The sequence below is a fragment of the Sphingomonas eleionomae genome (assembly GCF_049889035.1).
In the GTDB taxonomy this organism is placed as follows: domain Bacteria; phylum Pseudomonadota; class Alphaproteobacteria; order Sphingomonadales; family Sphingomonadaceae; genus Sphingomonas.
Genome location: NZ_JBLTWP010000002.1, coordinates 599,403 through 615,253, shown reverse-complemented (window position 1 = coordinate 615,253; position 15,851 = coordinate 599,403). Strand labels below are relative to the sequence as shown.

Annotated in this window: 13 protein-coding genes; 8 read left to right on the top strand and 5 right to left on the bottom strand. The window is 60.3% G+C overall.

Annotated features, from left to right (window positions below; all coding sequences use genetic code 11):
• Positions 1 to 100: 100 nt before the first annotated feature.
• Entirely contained in the window at positions 101 to 1,006 is a 906-nt protein-coding gene (locus ACNI3Q_RS07145) for a HEPN domain-containing protein (protein ID WP_426275250.1), read from the bottom strand.
• Between the two features lie 719 nt (positions 1,007 to 1,725).
• Between ACNI3Q_RS07145 and ACNI3Q_RS07140 the strand changes: the two genes are divergently transcribed.
• The 8 genes from ACNI3Q_RS07140 (at position 1,726) to ACNI3Q_RS07105 (ending at position 8,841) form a co-directional block, all read left to right on the top strand.
• Complete coding sequence (locus tag ACNI3Q_RS07140) at positions 1,726 to 2,166, top strand: TIR domain-containing protein (protein ID WP_426275248.1); 441 nt, start codon at positions 1,726 to 1,728, stop codon at positions 2,164 to 2,166.
• 94 nt (positions 2,167 to 2,260) lie between these two features.
• Positions 2,261 to 3,538: a tetratricopeptide repeat-containing protein gene (locus tag ACNI3Q_RS07135; protein WP_426275246.1), complete on the top strand. Its 1,278-nt coding sequence runs from the start codon at positions 2,261 to 2,263 to the stop codon at positions 3,536 to 3,538.
• 33 nt (positions 3,539 to 3,571) lie between these two features.
• A complete protein-coding gene (locus ACNI3Q_RS07130) occupies positions 3,572 to 4,444 on the top strand; it encodes a DUF4231 domain-containing protein (RefSeq protein WP_426275244.1) in 873 nt (290 codons plus the stop codon).
• A gap of 10 nt (positions 4,445 to 4,454) precedes the next feature.
• Positions 4,455 to 5,645, top strand: coding sequence for a carbohydrate kinase family protein (locus tag ACNI3Q_RS07125; RefSeq protein WP_426275242.1), 1,191 nt, complete (start codon positions 4,455 to 4,457; stop codon positions 5,643 to 5,645).
• Between the two features lie 24 nt (positions 5,646 to 5,669).
• Positions 5,670 to 7,076, top strand: a complete 1,407-nt coding sequence (locus ACNI3Q_RS07120) for a toll/interleukin-1 receptor domain-containing protein (protein ID WP_426275240.1) — start codon at positions 5,670 to 5,672, stop codon at positions 7,074 to 7,076.
• The gene (locus ACNI3Q_RS07115; protein ID WP_426275238.1) at positions 7,076 to 7,780 is read left to right on the top strand and encodes an 8-oxoguanine DNA glycosylase; all 705 of its coding nucleotides are present in this window, start codon (positions 7,076 to 7,078) and stop codon (positions 7,778 to 7,780) included. The genes ACNI3Q_RS07120 and ACNI3Q_RS07115 overlap by 1 nt, the downstream gene beginning before the upstream one ends.
• The gene (locus ACNI3Q_RS07110) at positions 7,781 to 8,374 is read left to right on the top strand and encodes a 7-cyano-7-deazaguanine synthase (protein WP_426275236.1); all 594 of its coding nucleotides are present in this window, start codon (positions 7,781 to 7,783) and stop codon (positions 8,372 to 8,374) included. It begins immediately after the preceding gene.
• On the top strand, positions 8,374 to 8,841 hold the full coding sequence (locus tag ACNI3Q_RS07105) for a TIR domain-containing protein (RefSeq protein WP_426275234.1): 468 nt from the start codon (positions 8,374 to 8,376) through the stop codon (positions 8,839 to 8,841). Before ACNI3Q_RS07110 ends, ACNI3Q_RS07105 begins: the two co-directional genes overlap by 1 nt.
• Positions 8,842 to 9,268: 427 nt before the next feature.
• On the opposite strand, the gene ACNI3Q_RS07100 is transcribed toward ACNI3Q_RS07105, so the two are convergent.
• From ACNI3Q_RS07100 to hxsC, 4 genes are all read right to left on the bottom strand, one after another.
• Positions 9,269 to 12,370: a hypothetical protein gene (locus ACNI3Q_RS07100; RefSeq protein WP_426275232.1), complete on the bottom strand. Its 3,102-nt coding sequence runs from the start codon at positions 12,368 to 12,370 to the stop codon at positions 9,269 to 9,271.
• Between the two features lie 390 nt (positions 12,371 to 12,760).
• Entirely contained in the window at positions 12,761 to 13,879 is a 1,119-nt protein-coding gene (locus tag ACNI3Q_RS07095; RefSeq protein WP_426275230.1) for a TIR domain-containing protein, read from the bottom strand.
• Between the two features lie 313 nt (positions 13,880 to 14,192).
• Positions 14,193 to 14,717, bottom strand: coding sequence for a peptidoglycan-binding protein (locus tag ACNI3Q_RS07090; protein WP_426275649.1), 525 nt, complete (start codon positions 14,715 to 14,717; stop codon positions 14,193 to 14,195).
• Between the two features lie 89 nt (positions 14,718 to 14,806).
• Positions 14,807 to 15,820, bottom strand: a complete 1,014-nt coding sequence (gene hxsC, locus ACNI3Q_RS07085) for a His-Xaa-Ser system radical SAM maturase HxsC (RefSeq protein ID WP_426275228.1) — start codon at positions 15,818 to 15,820, stop codon at positions 14,807 to 14,809.
• Between the last annotated feature and the right edge of the window lie 31 nt (positions 15,821 to 15,851).

The window sequence follows — 15,851 nt, the reverse complement described above, 5'->3', positions numbered from 1 at the left end:
CGCCCTCAACGTCCGCTCAACCCCTCGAAAACAGAATGGCGCTGATGAGCCCTGTTGGGCTGACATCGGTCAGGTCTGGCGGACAGACCGCCCGCTCCCGCTACAGTCGAGCAGCGGTCCGCAAGTAATCAAGCCGCTCGCGCGATACCAGCTCGAGGATGTCGCGCAGCTGACGAACCGAGCCGAGGATCGCGTTGAGCTCCTCGACAGTGATCTCATAAGCGGTGGAATAGCGCGCCTCGACATAGGCGCGCTTTAGCAGCTGGAAACGCCGCCGGTCGAGCCGGCGCTCGCGCGGCCAAGCGTCGATCAGACGCGGTTCGCTGTCCTCTGCGAGCGATCGCAGGAACTTGATGTTGTGTGAGCGCGGAAAATAGAGCGTCCGCACCAGCAGGAAGCAGATATAGGCGCGCTCCGTCGTCTGATGCAGCAGGAATGCGGCATCCTTACGCTCGTTTTCGTCGATGGCGAACTTTGACAGCTTGATGCCGCTATCAATCTTTTTCAGCCATTCTTGGAAATAGGAATGAGCCATCTGATAGGCGTCAACCGGCGTCAGCGGCATCGGCGTAGCGAGCGGATGGCAGGGCAGCTCATACAAGATGATGCCGTCGCGAGCGATATCGACCCAGAAATACTCGCCGCGCTTAAGCGATTGGTTCACTTCAGAGAGCGAATGCACGATGATGTTGACGGGTCGCGCGATCGCAGCGTCGCGCAGAATGCGGTCCTCGGCGACGTACCAGTAATGTGCGATGTCGGTGAGGTCGTCGTGATTGACCACGACAAGGAGGTCGAAGTCGGATTGGTAGCCGTTCTCTGGCTCGTCGACCCAATCGTTCCGTGCATATGAGCCGAACAGGATAATCTTTAGTATCTTGCCGTTCCTGCGGCTGGGCATTGTTGCCTTTGAGATGGCCTCGGCGAACTCCTCCATCAGTACGCGCTGGACCCGCTCCAGCTCGCCCTGTTGCATTGTCGGCAGGTGATCGACATCCTTTCTCATCAAGAGGAATCTTCGGCGACCGGATCGCGCTTGGCAAGCACAGGTTGTCGATCCAATGGTTTAGTCGTTATGTCTTCGGCGTTCGGCGGCGGCGGATGGCCGTTATCGGCGCGCGTTCTCAAGCGCGGTTCTCACTACTTCCGGGGCCGTCGGACACCATGCTTAGAGGGCTGCTTTGCGCCCCAATTGTGGTCGTTCGTTGGCCCAAGTGGATGCCCTGAAAGCGGCCATTCGTTCAACCCACGTCGACGAACGTGTTTGGGTGGGAAGCGGCGTGTCCGCTTTTGAGCTATGACCGCGAGACAGCGGACATTTGTTCAAGCGGCGGGACAGGGACTTCAAGTGCCCGTTTGGTGAAAAGCGGGACGCCCGCTCTGTAGCAATAAAACATCCATCATGCCCTTTCGTTCATCTGTAGCAACTTAATTGATCTTTCAGGTTAACAGCTCTAACCGGCCCCGCCATCATCCTGCCGGGTTCAGGTCGTCGCTTTCTCAAGCTTCGACCGACCGACAATGATCATCCTGAGGCCGCCTCGGTTCTAGGGCGCCGGATGGCTGGGAGGCCCGACTGCTCCTCCCGTCCGAGCCTCCACCGGCGAGTGCGCGATTGCTGTGGGTAGATCGTGCGGGTTAGCATAGCCAAACCAGCAGCATCTTATAACTAAGCGTTGCCACATATCTCCGCGTCGGTATGGTTGTCGCGGATCGAGGAGAATCTTGGATCTGAAGACAGAGGGCGTGATGGCAAAAACAAAGGCTTTCGTCAGCTACGATCACTCGGAGGATGCCCTGTACAAGCGCCTCCTTCAGGCTTGGGATGCCAATGCAAATTTCGACTTCGAGTTCGACAGTCGTGGACCTCATGTCCCCATCAACAGTGACGATGCTGGAGTAATTAAGACATCCCTGACGAAGTTAATGAAATCTGCCACGCACCTGTTGGTCATTGTTGGCGAGAAGAGTAGCACCAGCGACTGGATGACTTGGGAGATTGCGCGTGCGAAACAGTCCGATATCAAGCTCAAGCTGGCGGCGGTGAAGTTGAGTAAGGCCAGCGTCACCCCTGCGGGGTTGTTGAACGTCGGCACGTCCTGGGCAACCAGCTTTGAACGGGACCGGATCGTCGATGCCCTGAACGACGCTAAAGTCGGATACTGATCCGTGGATAGGTGGCGCCTGTCGGGGCGGCCGCGCCTCGCCCAGTCGACCCCCGCGCCGGCCCCATCATCTCGGATATAGCGGTGTTGATCTTATGACCGAAGATAGTCGTGCCATATGTTTCGTTGTAATGGGCTTCGGTAAAAAAACCGACTTCGAATCCGGGCGGACGATTGACTTAGACGCTACCTACGAGGCGATCATTGAACCGGCCGCAGCGAAGCATAATTTGCGGTGCATTAGGGCCGATGAGATAACGCATTCCGGCATCATCGACACACCCATGTACGAGATGCTGCTTCGGTCCGACCTCGTAATCGCCGACATTTCGACGGGTAACGTCAACGCAGTATACGAGCTCGGGGTGCGGCATGCGCTGCGGCCAAATTGCACCATTATCATGAAGGAGCGCGAGGGCAGGCTCTATTTCGACCTGAATCACGTCAACACCTTCGAGTACGATCACCTCGGTGAAGACATCGGAGCACGTGAAGCTCAGCGCGCCAGCCGCGATTTAGGAATCCTGATCGAAGAGGTTATGGCGTCGGGCAGGACGGACAGCCCCGTCTACACCTATCTTCCGCGGCTCATGCAGCCCAGGCTCAGCGAAGAGGAATTCTCCGACCTGGTCGACGAGACTGAGGCCGCTCAGGAGAGGCTTTCGGAACTGATGCAAAGGGGTGAGGCGGCGATGAAGGCCAGCGATCCTGAGGGCGCGGTGCAAGCGTTTCAGGCGGCCGCCCATCTGAAGGGTCCGGACCCGTTTATCATCCAGCAGCTTGGCTTGGCGACCTACAAGACGAAGAAGCCTTCGCCGTTGGAGGCGTTGATAGCGGGTCTGCGGATCATGGATCAGCTGAGCCCCGACGCGTCTAACGATCCGGAGACTCTCGGGATCACCGGTGCGATTCGCAAGCGGCTCTGGCATCTGACGAGTGATCGGGCTCAGCTCGATGCCGCCATCCGCTACTATGGACGAGGCTTCGAGGTCCGGCGGGATTACTACAACGGCGAAAATCTAGCCCTGTGTTACGAATTCAGGCAGGCGTTGCAGGCGGATCCGGACGAAGCCCTATACGATCGTCTGAGCGCGCGGAAGGTTCGGACGGTGCTGTTCGAGACCCTATCGCTCTTGATTGAAACGCCGTCCTTCGATGAACGATCCGACCGGCGCTGGGTGTTGGCGACGCTTGCGAACTGCGCATACTCCTTGGGCAAGCAGCATGAGGGCGATCAGTTCGAGGGCAGGTTCATGGGGGAGCAGCCTGCTCTATGGGAAATCGAAACCTACCAGGAGTCGAAGGCTCATATCCTAGGCGCGTTCCCGCCGGATGTGGCGGTGGCCGACATCCCGTCGCCGGGTGAGTTATAGTTCTATGGCCAGTGAAGGCTGGCGGAAGGTGGCATGAAGTTTCCCGCTCTCCACGGCATTGCGGATCGCGCCTCCGATCGTCAGCAGTCGCTGTACTTCGGCCTAGTGCTGGCGGAATATACGGCGCTCCTGGCGGTTGCCGTCCTCAGCATCAATATGATCCCTGATCGGCGTTACATTATCCCGTACGGCATGCTGTTGGGGGCGGCGCTCGCTACGCTTGTCGTCCGATCAGTCCTGAATCCTGAACAGCGCTGGTATCAGGCGCGCGCTTTGGCGGAATCGGTGAAGACCATCTCCTGGAAGTTCGCCATGATCGCCAAACCCTTCGAACACGACGCGGAGGATCGGAGCCGTTTGCGTCAGATGCTGCAAGAGCTGCTTGACGCCAACCGCAGCATAGGCTCGCAGTTCGACGGCGGTAGCGCAGGAGGCGACCAAATCACCGGCGAGATGGAGGCGCTTCGCATGTTGCCGCGATCTGAACGGCTAGACGTTTATATGCGGGACCGCGTGGATGACCAGCTCGACTGGTACAGCAAAAAGTCCAAATCGAACTCGACCACTGGTCGGAGGTTCGCGGTCGCTCTCGGCTGCTTATACGTGATCGCGTTCGTCGTGCTTCTGATCCGGCTGGACCAGCCCGGTTGGATCTACGCTCATCCCGACCCACTGGTCCTCCTCGGAGCGTCCGTTCTCGGATGGATGCAGATCAAGCGTTTCAACGAACTTGGTGCCTCCTACGGGCTCACCGCCGCCGAGATCGGAATATTGAAGTCGCGTGCTCCCGAGATCGCGGACGACGCTGCCCTGGCGATCTTCATTGACGACGCTGAGGAAGCGTTCTCCCGTGAACACACGCAGTGGCTCGCCAGACGGTCGGCCCTGCGCGACCGTTCGAACTGACTAAGCGGCCGTGGAACCGATCGTCATCGCTGGCGGCTGCTACTTCGAAGCCTGCGAAGCGCCTCATTGGCGGGCGCTTTACGGTTCGGGTGGACGGGCCGCGCAGGCTTTGATCGGCCAGGGACCTGTGGCCCTTCACACCTATTTTCCGAAAGCGCGCGAAGCCGAGCTGTATCCTTTCATAGCAGCGGGCATCGACGTCAGAGCGGCCGACAGCGCAAGCGCGTTGGCATTCGCCTATTTTCACCCCTTGTCGGATCCGGTCCTCGCCCCTCTACGCTCCGACATCCAACGCCGGCCTCCTATCTGGGCCGCTGGCGATGCTGTTCTGCGATTTGGCTTCGTCGAGGGTGAGGCGATCGTGCGCGGACGACGGGTCGTTTACGATCCCCAGAGTGTCGGAGAGTTTGAGCCCTTCGGCCGGAACGGCTCCTCGGCGCAGGAGCTTGCCGTCGTGCTAAACGCTCAGGAATTGCGAGCTGCTTCCCGACACGACGATCTTGACGGGGCTGCGCGCGCCCTTGTCGCATCCGGTGTGGAGGTCGTTGTGGCCAAATGCGGCGTCCGAGGGGCGTTCGTGCACACGCGGGGCCGGTCATCTGCCTGGGTGCCTGCCTTCTGGTCGGATTCGATTTTCAAGATCGGCACCGGTGACGTGTTCAGTGCCGCGTTTACCTATGCATGGGCGCATCTCGGGCGAGATCCCGTCGAAGCCGCGCATGCTGCTTCACGTTGCGTGTCCCAATATGCGGCAAGCCGCGTGCTCCCTTTGCCGCGGCCGTGGGACGGGCCCACCCGCGGCCGAGCGATATACGCGCGTAGCGACGGGCAGGTTCATTTGGTCGGCTCCACGGCACGTCTTGCCGATCGCTGGCTGTGCGAGGAGGCGGCGTGGCGGCTTCAGCAGCTGGGAGTGCGTGTCCTCCGATTGGACGACCCGTCGGGCGATCTCCCAGCCAACGGAGCGTTTCTTGTCTTAGCTGACCAGATCGAACCGGCCGCCCTCGCCGAACTGGCGCGGCGCGTTGACGCTGGCAGGATGGTCGTACTTCGCGAGACAGACTCGACATCGCCGGAGGGCGTGCTGCGAACGGGAGATTTCACCACGGCGCTTTATTGGAGCTGCTGGATTAGCTCGAGAGAGCCTCCGGCCGAAGCGGGCGGGGCGCCGCCCGAGCGGGACGCCGAGCAACTCGGTTAGAGGACAAGGGACGGAATCTGTTTGGTGGACATATGCATCATCTATGCGCGCCACGACGCATCAGGAATCCCGCCCGCGCTGGAGGCCATGCTGGAACAAGATTGGTCGGTCTGGTGGGACCGACACCTTGTCTCCGGTGACTATCGGGCGGAAATCAAAACGCAAATCCGCACGTGCGAGGTCTTGGTTCCCGTCTGGTCCGCAGCGGCGACCCTGAACGCGCATATGCACGATGAACTGGAAATCGCACGGAAGGCGGGGGTGGCCATCCTCCCCGTCCGCATCCACGATGTAGAGGCGCCGATGGGCTACGGAAGCCTACAGGCGAGCGAAATGCTTGGCTGGGCAGGCGAACGCGATCGACCGGAGATACCCTCCCTTGTGGAGCGCATTCGTGTTGCGATCGAGAGGCGGCGGCCCGACGAACGCCCGCAGCGACTAACGATGAATGGCGCCGTGGAATTGCCGATCTTTTTCTTCTCGGTCTCCTCTCACGAGACCCGGCTGGCTCCCGCTGCGGCGCTCCGGACGCTTGATATGTTTGGGGCGGAGACGATTCTTGTCTCTGCCTACGATACCGGTCCGGACGCCCCCAAAAGCCTGATCAAAACTCTCGAGCGGCGCCGCAGACGCGGCGCCACCATTCTGTTGGATTCCGGCAACTACGAAAAAGCGCGGCGTGAGGACCGAGCGTGGACGTTCGAAACCTTCAAGGTTGCATTGGAGAAGACCCCCCACGATCTCGCATTCGCTTTCGATGAGCTTAATCCACGTGGAAATGCTGACAGGGTCGCCAGGGCCGCTATCTCCGCGGCGAAGCGTACTGCTAAGCTGAGTCCAGCGCCGATCATTCCCATCGTGCATCTGCCGCAGCTGCCTAACGACGACTTTAAGACCGATATGGCCGGCCCGGTGGTGCGTCTGGTGGCGCAGGCCCTCGAACCCGTGATGATCGCCATTCCCGAGCGAGAGCTGGGCTCGGGAGTGTTCGAGCGGGCGCGGACCATGGTGGCCATCCGCAAAGCCCTCAAGGGCCTGGGGCGCTACCAACCGATCCACATCCTCGGGGCGGGAAATCCCATCAGCCTCGCGCTCCTGTCTGCTGCCGGTGCTGACAGCTTCGATGGTCTCGAGTGGTGCAGGTACACGTTCGACGCCGAACATTCCCAGTTGCATCACTTTCAACTATTCGAACTCTTCAGGTATCAGGCGGAGGTCGCTAACTCACTCGTCACTGCGTCGGCTGCGCTCGATCCCGCCGTCAGCTACACGACTAAGGCTGTGATGCATAATCTCGACTTCTATCAGACCTGGCTCGAGAAGCTTCGAAACGCGCTGCACGACGACAAGGCCTTAGTTGCCTTCCTCGCACACCTCCTGCCCAAGGGCGCGCTGATTCAGGCGCGGAATGCGCTCCCGGACGTGCTCTGATGGCCTTCCTGTCACCGGAGCGGATCCGCCACGCCGTGGGTGTAGTCGGCGCCGAGATTGATCGTCAGCTGAGTGCGGACCCCCCGCCGCTGTGGACTGAAAGCCGGCTGTGGACTGAGCTCGCCTGCTGCGTGCTGAGCAGCCAGGTTCCATACGAGACGGCGCAGGCCGCAGCCGTCCGGTTGGAGGCAAGTGGCCTGTTAATGGAGGAGGGGGTCGCACCGCGCGACCTAGAGGTTGCGATGGCGGAACTGTTGAGATGTCCGTTCGACGTAGGTGGAGCATCGCGGCGATATCGGTTTCCCGACAGTCGTGCTCGCCAGTTGACCGCGACGGTCGTTGAGGTGCGGCGGGAAGCGAAGGGGCTTTCCGACCTGCTTGAGAGTTTCGGCAACATCGAGATAGCCCGGGGATGGTTGGTCACCAATGCCAAGGGGTTGGGGCCGAAACAGGCAAGCATGTTTCTCCGAAATATCGGGGCAAGTTATGATCTAGCAGTTCTTGATCGTCATCTCATCAGTTACATGATGATGATGGGTCTGACTGCGGATCCGAAGCCGATGCGCAGGATGGCGGACTATCGACGGGACGAGATCGCACTGAGGGATCACGCCGCGGGCTTTGGCTTGCCCGTCGGGTTTTTGGACTGGGCCGTTTGGATCGTCATGCGTGTCGCGAACGCCAGAGTGACTAGAGAGGGCTGAATGAGCGTCGTCACACTTGTTTCCGGCGGTCTTGACTCCTTCCTCGTGGCGTGTCTCGCCAAGGAGGAGGGCTTGACGCAATATCCGCTGTTTATCGACTACGGCCAGCGCGCCCGCGATCAAGAGTTCACGGCCTGTCTGCGAGGCATGGAGCGGCTGGGACTTCCTGCGCCGGCCACGGCGAGTCTCAGTGGATTTGGCCAGCTCATCCGATCCGGGCTCACCGATACGGGCCAACGGGTATACGAGGATGCGTATACACCGGGACGGAACCTCCTGTTTTTGCTGACCGCTGCGGCCTATGCCGCACAGGTTGGCGCGGACGCCGTCTCCATCGGTTTGCTGCACGAGGATACCAGCCTCTTTCCCGATCAAACCGGAGGCTTTCTAAAGTCGGCCGAGACGACCCTCGCGATGGCAGTGGCTAAGCCCGTCCGTGTACTCGCGCCGCTTGCGGCGTTCCACAAGCGCGACGTGGTGCGGCTAGCCGAAGAGAAGGGGCTCTCGGGTTCATATTCGTGTCATCTAGGGGAAGCCGAGCCCTGCGGTGCGTGCATCGCCTGCCGTGAGTTTATTTTCGAGGGAGAGGGCTGATGGGGGGCAGCGGCGGGGGCGGCTACAGTCGACTGGGAGATGTGAAAGGGCTGGAGCAGAAGGCGAAAGAGGCGCTGCAGGGTGGGCGCCGGAACGTATTTATCAGTTTTTCGATGAAGGACATTGACGAGGTCAACCTCGTCCGAGCACATGCCAAGAACGAGAACAGCGACATCGAATTCAACGATCGTTCCGTGCGTGAGCCGTATAACAGCGAACGAGCCGAATACATCCGCTCGCGGCTCAAGGACCGTATCAACCAGTCCTCGACAACGGTGGTATATGTTTCCGAAAATACCGCGCGCAGCCAATGGGTCGAGTGGGAGGTAAAGACAAGCTTAGAACTCGGCAAACGAGTCATAGCTATGTACAAGGGCGATACACCGCCGCGTAACATGCCATCTTGGTTAAAAAACCCGAGCGTCGCGAAGGTGGCTTGGAAGGATCTGGCCCGAAAGCTGTCCTGATCTCACTAAGCCTTCGCATGGACCCGCCGGATTGCGAGTGGCGCGGTTGTGATGTGTTAAATCGTAACCCTCCCGCTCCCAAACCGTCGCACCATGTCCAAGCCGAACATTAACGAGCGGCTGAATGCGGCGAGCCGCAATTGCTCCGCTAACGTCCGGAAATGGGTCTTAGCGGCTTCAACAGCCGCGTGAACGAATGTCCAATTTTCGATTTAAGTCGCCCAGAAGCTGTCAGTCCGAAAACGGCCCAATTGCGGTCGTAAGCATGCAACGAACTCAATGGCGGGAAATGGGCCGGTTGCCGACTGTCAGGTTTAAAGCTGTGAGGCACCTATTTCTGTCGCTTCACACAAGCGCCTCCTCTTCGCCATTGCCTCCGCCGCAGGCCCTATTTTCTGCAGCTAGGTCTAGGGTTCTCCGCACTCCTTCATGCGTTGTGATGGTCAATCGCGGCATAAGGGCCTGGAGACTCGAGGGTTTTCGCATCGGGACTAGACGCGCGAGGAAAGGTCTCGCGCAGGTCGCGCGCCATGGCACCGACTGCGTCCTGTCTTTCCAGTGCGTGCTCGACGAGAAAAGCAGCTAGCGCCCGGGCGTTCGCCTGCGCGTCGCGCTCATACTCATTCCGAATTCCTCGGAGCGCTTTGCGCCAGCCGATCGCAGCATCGACCGGGTCGATAAGGCTCAGCAGACGGTCGAACGCATTGGGCGCGACATCGGCTAGGATGCGCAGCAGAACGAATTTCTCGTGCAAATAATTGGGGTGCTGTTGCGATAGGCTATCCGCCAGTTCTTTCAGGTTGGTTTGCAACAGATGGTCAAGAAGATCGGGGCGGACCGCCGCGATATGACCGGTGATAAGCGCTGCCCATTCCCATCGATGATCGAAGCCGACCAGGCGGCCTGCATCGAGCTGTTCTATGGCGAGGTCAGGGAACATGAGCGCAAGGCGGGCTGCCATGACGTTCATGGCCGGAAGATGGGGTGCGATTAGGTTTCTGAGTGCCGGCCTGACTTGGGGATCGCCGAAGGCGACGCCGAGCAGCACTTCTCCGTCGCCACCGCTGCGGGACCAGTCGTCGCCGATCGTCCTGCTCACTGCGTCCCAATCGATAGATCGGACAACCGTGCCGAACGTCTCGCGCGCGACGTCATGCAGGAACGACAGCAGCATCGCACAGCTTTGATAATCGCGCTTCTTCGCGGACGAGATCGACGCCGCGAGCGGCGCCTTGGCGAACGCCGCAGCGTATTTCCGGCCGATCGCCTTGCGCCTGCCATTGGGCGCGCGCTTGCCAACATAGATGCCCAGCACATCCAGCAGTCTGAGCGAATGCGATATGACGTCGTTCAATTCGTGGAAAGCGTCGATCGGGTCGGCTGCGATAGCGGCTCCAATTGCTCCGGAAAGCGCCTCCGTGATCTCCAATCCATAGGCTTCGTCTGCGTAGACCATGAATTCGGAGATTTCGGCAGCGTAGGAAAGCGGGAGTGATGCCGGCCACTGTGCCATCAATCTGGATAGTGCGGGTCGATCGAGCGCCTGCAGGAATGCCGCCCGTCCCGCTGACTTGTCCCAATGCAAACGCAGCTTTGATGCCAGAGCGATTACTTCTGCTGCGCGCCGCGCGTCACCCGCATCGATATTCCGTGCGAAGACCGCGCCGTCGACATGGTCCCGGATCGACTTGCCCAGCGCCTCGTCAATATTGAGGATGTGGTTTACCAGGTTCCCAAGGGCATAGCATGCGCCAGCTGGGCAGCCGGTGATCCAGTCCGAGATCGTTGCCTCGTGTACCGCGAAAAGCACCTTCTCGTCTGGATGAATTCCGCCGATCTCGGACAGGAACCAAGCGGCATCGCGAATCTCGATCGGGGTTTGCGCGCTCAAGCATCGTGCTAGCCCCGGCTCGAGCCAGTCCGGATCAACCATCGAGGACCAGCCGCGGTAGCGGTTCCCGGCATGAGCATATCGCAACTCGTGGAGCAACGTCGCGAGCCCCGCGAGGGGTAGGCTCGGATCGCTCAGTACACGCTGCAGAACAAGGCGGATGCGCTGCCGCTGCTCGACTTCGGCTCCGGTCAGGACCCGGTCGATCAGCACCGACCCGAAGCGCTGGTGCGGGCACCGCAGGTCATCGGGCGTCAGGAGCAGACGTTGGGCGAGTAGCCAGTCGATGGCAGCCGCGATCCGCTGGTCTTCCACAAGGCCGTCAAGCAACACTTGAGCCGTCTCGGGAGAACAATGGGCATCGCGCGCTGCGAGCTGGCGGATCGCGAGTGCTGCCAGTGTCAAATCGGCCCCAACCGAGCGGGCGGACGCAGCCAATACTGTAGCGCGCTGCCATCCGCCACTCAGGATGAAGCAGAACTGCCACGGGAAATCCGCACTCGCCGCTGCTTTGAGCCGGTCTTCCAGCCGCTCGTCGCCCATCGATGCGCCGATCCGGTCATCGAGCCGACGCACGGCTTCAAAGGTTCGCGCGTAATCGGCCCCGAGACCGCTCGCAATGGTCTTCACGGCGCGAAGGGCATCGAGATGCACCGTGCCGCGTACGATGGCCTTTCCGGCGGCGATCGTGTGAGCGCTCAAGAGCCAGGATGATGGGCCGCAGCTTTCCTCCAAGCGCCGCATCTGCCCTGGATTGGCAAGGTGCGCGTCGTCGATGAGATGCAAAACAGGATCGTTCGTAGCGATGAGTGGCGGCAGTGACGCGTTCGCGTCGTCTAGGCGAACCACTCGCCATCCTCGCTCGGCAACCGTGTTGGCAACCTGCAGCATCGATATTGATTTGCCGGCACCGGGTACCCCGGCGAGGCGGGCGGTTCCGACCGCCTCGAGCTGGGCAAGGAGAGTGTCCGCTTCTATCAGCCTTGGGCAGGCAGCGACATCGGCTGGACCGAGCATCTCGCCAAGCAGGGCAGGGGCCAGGCCCCGGTCGCTGACGAATGTAACTGGAAGCCAGCGGCCCTCTACGTTGGCTTCAGCGGTCATGCCCTGCGTGCGAATGGAGGCTGCCACTCCGTCGAGCTTTGTCTCGATCCGCTCCAGCCGGGCGCCGCTCTGCTCGGCGTGCACATTGGCGGCGGACAGGATCAGCTTGGTATCGGCGCTGACCTTGGCTTTCATGGTAAGGGCTAGGAACGAAACGCCATAGACGAACAGTGGCTCACCCAGCCAAGCTCCGTCATCCGACGAAACGGCATAGAGCCGTTTTGCTTCCTCGATCTCGGCGTCGAGACTGGCGCCGGCGACCAATGCCAAGGTCGATTGCTTGAGAAGAGTGCGCACATCGTCCCGGCGCAGCCAGTCGCGCGCATCCGCGTCCGCAAAAACTTGCGGCGGGTCCGACAATAGACTTTTGATCCAGACGAGGACTTGGTCTGGCAGGGTGTCGGCTTCCCCGAGAAGGACCTGGATCGCTTCATCAAGCTCTTTGTCGACGGAAGCCGGATTGCTCGCCTGTAAGTCGCCGGCGCCGCGGCGCGCGAGTTCCTCTCGCACGCGGCGGAACAGCGGCGGCAACAACGCCCCGGCGCCTTTGCCGAGCAGTGCGGACCGACCGTCTGTCATCTCTCCCTTCGTCGTCGGATCACTATTCTGAGGTTATGGAACGCGCGTAGGTAAGCATCAACCTTTGAAGCGGACTTGGCCGATTACGAGAAACTTCCCGCCCGGCGGGGCGGGCCTATCTGGCGATGACGACACACGCCAAATGGCAGCCGTACGACCATCCCGATAATGTGCACTCCCCGGGGCCGCGAAGTCAGTCGAGCTTGCCGAAGTCCTTGCAGGCGCGCCGGAGGCCGTTGAGGCATTTCTGAGAGACACGTGGCCCTCGCGCCTCCGGCTCAGCGCTCCCTTAACCGATGAAGATACCCGATGCCCTTGCACCCGAAGTTGACAACGTCGTCCCGGTCAGGGTTTGAGAATGCCTTCCCGCTCCAATACCTGACGCACATCCTCGAACACAGCCGAAATCCGTCCCTTCGGAAACCGGATTTGGCCGAGGCCTTGGATGTTGGAGAACTCCTCACATCCATCTTCCAGCATCACTATGCCGCGCGTAAAGCCCAATCGCCCCTGGAACAGGCCCACCTCGTGGATAACGTTCATTCGTGCCCGCATCGCACCTTCGTTTGTTTCGTCTTCCGCGGTCATGATTACGAAGCCGATCGCTGCGGCATCGAGCATTTCGGAGAGGCGCGAGATGTTGGTCACGCCCGCGACCGGAACACGGTTAAACTCGTCGGCCGGCAGCTGGAGCCGGTCTGCGACGAAGTCCTTCAACTCGCGCCACAACGGCGAGCGGCCATGACCGATGAAGACATTCGTCCCAATCCGATCGTCGCGTCGCGTCTTTTTGGCCATACGATCCACGTGTGATGCCGCCTGCCGCACAATATCCGCTGCCTGCTGACCAGCGCTGAACACCGTGGCCATAGCGCTCGCTTCCCCCAGTACTTCGAAATGCGCCGGGGTGACCAAACCTCCGGATATCGCTTCGGTGTCGGCGGTCATGAACTGACCGCTGGGCTGATATACCAACGTCGCCTCGCGGGAGGAGAAGATCTTCACCTTTTCGAGATCGCTCTTCAGCTTGCGTAAAAAGCTATCATCGCGCTCGGCCAGCGTGCTCGACAATATGGACAGGACGGCTCCTTTGACGCGCACGAAATCGCGCTTCGCGGCATCGACCCGATCGGAGATCACCTCCACTGTATGGCCGGCACGCTGAAATATTGCATTGCGGACCACATTACGATCATATTGCGCCCATTGCCCAAACGTCTCACTCGCGAAGCTCATTTCGCGCAGCCCCCATTGGCGATCGAAGCGCGCGCCGGGCTGTGCTCGAAGATCGCGCTGATAGACCCTTGCATGGTAACCCAACCACGAACCGGAGAATGCTTCGTGGACCTTGTTGCACGTATCGATAACGGCCTGGATTGTGCCTCGAATCTCGGGCTCATTGCCCAACGCTGCGATTCTCTCAAATTCGCCTGTCGCCGCAAACAACTCGTCCGAATCCGCCAATTCAGCCTCCTTGAGATTAGCGGTTCCGCCAACGCGCAATCCGTTCCCAATTCTATAGAGCGTTTTTCCTCGACCAATCAAAGAGCGGGCAATGCAAACAATTGAACTTCCGCTGTCGCCAGAGCCGACCATTGCCACTGACGCTCGTGAACGGCAGAATTGTCCCAATGTCGGACTTCCATGTCACCGCAGCGAGCGCGATGAATGAAGGGCAGCTTTCAGGATGGTCGTGAGCACAACCGAGCGGCCGAAACTAGGGCGCATTGCTGAACTGAAGGTCGGGCACCATCCGACATATCTACGCACCACGGGCCTATTCGCTGGCAATGCGGAGTGCGTCCAGCAATTCAGGCGTAATGGTACCTGTTACCGCAAGGCCCCGCTTCGCCTGAAAACGACGCATGCCACCCCGCATCGCAGGGCCCACCACACCATCGATCGCCCCCTCGTAGAAGCCCTGAGCGAGCAGAGCGATTTGCACCCGCCGCACGATTGATTTGAACCGCTCGCTGCGACCGCTCAACGCTGGTAAGTCCGATGATGTCCGAGGAGGCGCCGCTTCTCCAGGTTGCGCGCTGCGCAATGGATAGGAGGGGGATGGTGGCGGGGACGGCGGAGGACTGGGCGCTGGTGCAGTATAGACAGGAACGCTAGGCACGTAGCTCCCACCCGTGCTCGATCGGTGGCTCGTATGGCTGTAATGTCCACCGCTACCGGAACGATGGCTGCTATGGCTTCGGTGCGAACTATGGCTGCGATGACTTCGGTGCTGGGCCAACGTCACCTTGTGGTCCTGTTTGAAGATCTCGAACAGGCCGGGGTCGCTGTCGTTCAACATGCGCGGTCCTATTCCTGGGATCTGGGCTGCACCATCATGGCCGGAGAAACCGGCAGCGATGAGGCTCGGAATGAGAAAGCCGACTCGCTTCATAAAGGTGTGACCCCGCCTAGCGCGTCCTGCGGGTGCCATTCAAAGAAGCCGCTGCAACTCTCCTGCTCACGGCAGCCCTCGCAGCCTGGCGCATATTTGCGTTTCCAATCGGAAATCGATGGCGCTGCCAGAATGCGGTACGGCTCCGGTACCGTGCATAGCGGAAAATTGAACAGGCGTGCATGAATACCGTGCAGTCGTGCCATGTCGATCGCCTCAGCGATAAGCTCAAACTCCGTATGATGCGCAAAATAAAGCGAAGCCCAGCGCCCGCGTGCAAAGCCGATATGTTCGAGCTGCATGATCGACCAGGCCGAGACGAAACGCAGCCGCGCGCTGACCAGCCGCGCAAGCTCAGGCAACGAGGCCGCGTTATCCTGGATGAGGACGGTGCGCAGCTCGATCCGCTGCCCGGCGCGAACGAGATGGGAAAAGCTCTCCATCAAGCGGGCGAAGGCACCTGACTTCCCGACAATCCGGTCATGAAGATCGGCTTGTGCGGCGTAGAGCGGGATGCCCCACGTCACTTGCCTGAATGCAGGCTTTCGCAACCGCAGGACATCTTCTTCATTAAAATGCTGTGCGTTGGTCAGCACATGGAAAGCAAGATCCGGCCGGGCCTCGATCACCCGCTCGATCATGCCGAGCAGCTCGTCTTTGTAGAGCGTCGGCTCGCCACCGGTGACCCCGATCACCGCGTCTCGTTCGGCGAGAAGGCAAGCCTGTTCAAGCAGCGCAAACCGGTCTTCATGGGTCTTTTTCGGGGGCTGAGAGCACATGACGCAAAGCTGGTCACACTGCTCAGTGACAAGCAGTGTGTTGTGAGCGGAGCCGGCGCGGATCAGGCGCTCGGCCCGGCCGCGCTGTGGATCCACTAGAATAACGTCGCCATCCAGTGCAGCGGCGTCCGCGCCCTCAATTACAACGAGGCCGCCTTGGCCTGCAAAGACATGGCTATCGCCAGTTCCCTCAATCCAAACCGAATCCGACTCCCCCGCTTCATTGCGCATGCGCCGAAGGCGCGTGACGAAGGCTAGTTGA